The organism is Collinsella aerofaciens (assembly GCF_015558785.1).
GTDB lineage: Bacteria > Actinomycetota > Coriobacteriia > Coriobacteriales > Coriobacteriaceae > Collinsella > Collinsella aerofaciens_P.
Genome location: NZ_JADMOP010000032.1, coordinates 1 through 3940 on the forward strand (window position 1 = coordinate 1; position 3940 = coordinate 3940).

General features: G+C 62.3%; 3 protein-coding genes. 1 reads left to right on the forward strand and 2 read right to left on the reverse strand.

The window, feature by feature from the left end; all coding sequences use genetic code 11:
* Window positions 1–386: 386 nt before the first annotated feature.
* Window positions 387–2162, reverse strand: a complete 1776-nt coding sequence (locus tag I2G40_RS09485) for a coiled-coil domain-containing protein (RefSeq protein ID WP_195544914.1) — start codon at window positions 2160–2162, stop codon at window positions 387–389.
* A 294-nt stretch (window positions 2163–2456) separates the two neighbouring features.
* Between I2G40_RS09485 and I2G40_RS09490 the strand changes: the two genes are divergently transcribed.
* The gene (locus tag I2G40_RS09490; protein ID WP_195544915.1) at window positions 2457–3257 is read left to right on the forward strand and encodes an SDR family NAD(P)-dependent oxidoreductase; all 801 of its coding nucleotides are present in this window, start codon (window positions 2457–2459) and stop codon (window positions 3255–3257) included.
* Between the two features lie 235 nt (window positions 3258–3492).
* Here the strand turns inward: I2G40_RS09490 and I2G40_RS09495 are convergent, their stop codons facing one another.
* Complete coding sequence (locus tag I2G40_RS09495) at window positions 3493–3852, reverse strand: IS110 family transposase (RefSeq protein WP_050766140.1); 360 nt, start codon at window positions 3850–3852, stop codon at window positions 3493–3495.
* Window positions 3853–3940 lie beyond the last annotated feature (88 nt).

Below are 3940 nucleotides of genomic sequence, written 5' to 3' on the forward strand. Positions count from 1 at the left end.
GCCTGGGGTCCCTCATATACGGCCCTCCCGTCTCCTGCGCCCCTCCCGGAACTGTCCACATCAGTGTAGCCAATCCAATCGAGCGGGCGTGGACGTCGAGGCCGATGAAGGTGGTAGTATCGAGCATGGGAGCCCCTTCCATGAATGCGGCGTGGCCGCCACGGTTGGATTAGACACTCACCATTGTCGGCCTAATCCGCGGTCTTTCATGCAGCAGGGGCTCTCAATGTTTTTATGTCCTGCTCATATCGTCTGTGCCGGCACCTGGGGACAGTCCTTATGTCAAGAGATTGGTGGTCGTTGGGGATGTTCTTGTTTGCCTAGTCGTTTAAGAACGTCCCCAATGACTATCAAAAGTTGAGGTGAGGGTGTTTTCGGTGCCCTGCCTACTTGCTTGCGAACAGCCAGACTAGGATGATCACCAGGATTGTGGCGACGATGCAGACGATGGCACCGGTGAATTTGATGCGTGAGTCGCGGGTACGCTCGCGCACCGCGTCCTCGGTGGCCTCGAGCTGGGCGACTTCGCGCTCGGTCTCGGCGTGTTCGGCTTTGTCTCGGGCCAAGGACCCTGCAAGCGACTCAGTGATCTCTGGATGGTCATGCACCTCGGTCGCCTGCTCGATAATCGACTGCGCATGCGCGGCATCTGCTTGGGCGTTGGCTATGCTCTGCTCTTGGTCGCGGCGTGCCTTGTCCTCGGCAGCGATCTTCTCGCGCAGTTCGCGCTGGCGCGTTGCAGCGGCGGTTTTTGCGGTCTGCAGCTTGTCGCGCGCGGCATCGGCCTCCGCCGTCACGGCCTGATGGGCTCGCTTGGCGTCGGCGATGGGGGCTTGCGCCTGCTCGACGGCCTGCTCGGCTGCGGCAAGCGAGTGTTCAAGGTCGGCGGTGATGCGCGGGACATCTTCTTCGGCTTTACGCAGGGCATCTGCCGTGTCGGAGATCTGCATCGAGAGCTCGCTGGTGCGCACCGTATAGTTGGCGGGATTTGCCGAGGGATTGCGTTGCAGCTCGGCATACTCATGACGCAGTGTCTCGAGCTGGGCGCGCGCGGCGTCGACGGTTTGTTGTGCGGCGGCAATGCCGGCGTCTCGCTCGGCCTGCACTTTGTCGCGGATGCGCTTGGAATCCTCAAGACGGCGAACGAGGCGGTTGCCGGTCTCGCGCGAGCTCGCCTCGCGGGCCTCCACGGCATCGAGCGCGGCCTTCAGGCGGAGCTCAGTCGCGTCATCCTCTGTCTTCATTTGTTCGAACTGACCCTTGAGCTCTGTCGCTTTGGCGGCGTGGGCATCACGGTCAATCTTGGCGGCCGCTGCAGTCTTTTGGGCCGTGGCAATCGCCTGGCGCTGGTCGGCGACGATCTGGTCGTAGCGGCCTGCGATATCCTGGCGCGTCTCGAGTTCCTCGGCCTGATCGGCAATGCGCTGCTCAAGTTCGGTCAGATGGGCGCGGGCATCGGCAAGTGCCTTTTTCGCGGCGTTCATCTCGCGCATGGCCGAGGCGCCCTGGGCGATAAAGGTGCCCACGGCGTTCGCGGTGTTCGAGACAGCGGTCCCCAGATCGCGGCTCGCGGCGGGGGAGTGCGGGGCGGTCGGGCGAGTGGTGTCGGCAGCGTCCGCATCGGCAGTCTGCGGCGCGGCGATATTGCCGGTACCGCCCTCGACCACAGAAAAGCCTGCTGCGTGCGGATCGACCGCATCGGCGCCAATCGTGGGGTGCTCGAGCTGCAGAAATGAGGGCATGGTGCTGCCCTGGTCGGCAACCGGAGTCTCGCCGGGCACAAAGGTCGAGGCCGCCTCGGCGGCCTCCTCTTCCTCGGCATCAATATCGGCATCGGCGACGGCGTCTTTCATCGCTTTGACAGCATCCATCATGGAATCCATGACGGCATCGAGCTCTTCTTCCGAAGACACCTCGATGGGGCCCGCTGCTTGTGGGGCGGGTTCCGTATCGGGCTCGGCGTCGTTCGACTCCGACTGCTCGCCTTCGTCATGCTCGACAGTATCGTCTGTGTCTGTTGCCTTGTCCGCATCGGCGTGCGCATCTGCGGTGGCGGGCGCATCGGTGGAGGCGTCGATGCAGGTGGGAGTATCGCAGTCGTCGACGGCGTCTGCGGAATGATCAATATGCTGCTGAGTCTGGGGGTCCAGCTCGTCTGTCATAGGCATGTGCTCCTCATCGTTGTTTGTCACCCTATGATAAAGTTTCGCGCCGACATCCCACGCGCCGCAGCAAAGTTTCAAAACGTGTTCGATGGCTCGATTTGATAACAATAACTCGGCCGTTTTATCCAGTTTGTACTTGACAATCCCTTCGCCGAACGACGTGGTGCCGTTCGCCTACCGCGGTCTTTTATTTTCGCTTGAACACGCTAAAGTTGCATCTCAGCTTTTGGCGCGTGAAGTTGGATACGCGCAGTCGGCGGGCGTGCCCGTCGCGATTTGAAAGGACTTTGTATGGGACTTTTCACTGGTAAGACCGTGATCGTCACCGGCGGCGGCAAGGCCACGCTTAAGGACGGTTCTGCTGGCTCCATCGGCTACGGCATCGATATCGCATTTGCCAAGGAGGGCGCGAACCTCGTCATCACCGGCCGCAACGTTGCCAAGCTCGAGGCTGCCAAGGAATCCCTCGAGGCCGAGCACGGCGTCAAGGTTCTGCCTGTTCAGGCCGATGTCTCGGCTGGCCAGGACAACGAGGCCGTCGTCCAGAACGTCATCGACAAGGCCATTGAGGAGTTCGGCCGCATCGACGCCGTCGTCAACAATGCTCAGGCCAGCGCCTCGGGCGTGACCATCGCCGATCACACCATGGACCAGTTTAACCTGGCCATTTACTCCGGTCTGTATGCTACCTATCTGTACATGCAGAAGGCCTATCCGCACCTGAAGGAGACCAAGGGCTCCGTGGTCAACTTTGCCTCGGGCGCCGGCCTGTTTGGCAACTATGGCCAGTGCAGCTATGCTGCCGCCAAGGAGGGCATCCGCGGCCTGACCCGCGTTGCCGCCAACGAGTGGGGCAAGGACGGCATCAACGTCAATATCGTTTGCCCGCTTGCTTGGACCGCTGCGCTCGAGAACTTCCAAGATGCCTATCCCGAGGCGTTCAAGGCCAACGTCCACATGCCGCCGGCGGGTCACTACGGCGACGTCGAGAAGGAAATCGGCCGCGTTGTCGTTCAGCTCTGCGGTCCCGACTTTAAGTACATGAACGGCGAGACCGTCACCCTCGAGGGTGGTATGGGCCAGCGGCCGTAGGGTTACGCGGTTTTTCCAAACCGCGTAACGGCTCGACGCTGCGCGGTCACCAGGGCGACAACTTGTCATTCAAAGAGGGCGGCATGACCAGAAGGTCTATGCCACCCTCTTTTCATGCCAATTTGTTCGCCCTGGCGACCGCTCGCTGACGTCGCCAGAGCATCGGCGTTGCCTTGGCTGTTGGAGATGATCTCGTAGTCGTTGGGTGTTCCTATAGTTTTGTCAACCGTCGGGGCTACTCCCGGTAGGGCACCCGGTCGCGCATCACGGCGTATATCGCCCTGAGCCGCTTCCTCGCGACGGCCTTGAGCGCCCGCCCGTGCCCCATGCCCCGCGCCCTGCAGGCCCGGTAGTACTCGCCGTAGCGCCCCGAGGACCTCACCAGGCTGTTGCACGAGAAGATCAGCAGGGACTTGAGCCTCGCGTCGCCGCGCCTGGACGCCCTGACCGACCTCACCGACGTGCCGGAGCTCCTCACCCTCGGGGCTATGCCGCAGTACGAGGCCAGGTGGTCGTGGTCCGGGAACCTCCCGATGTCGACCGACACCGCGAGCTGCGCCGCGGTCCTCGGGCCGATGCCGGGCACGGTGAGCAGGCACGCGTAGGTGGATTGGCAACACCTATTTGGACGATTCCGGGAGGGACAGCCCCGCCTCCCTGAACTCGACCGGAGACATGTAGCC

Excerpts from the sequence above, each read along its gene's own strand:
- I2G40_RS09485 (WP_195544914.1), bottom strand. The coding sequence starts at position 2,162 with ATGACAGACGAGCTGGACCCCCAGACTCAGCAGCATATTGATCATTCC.
- I2G40_RS09490 (WP_195544915.1), top strand. The coding sequence starts at position 2,457 with ATGGGACTTTTCACTGGTAAGACCGTGATCGTCACCGGCGGCGGCAAG.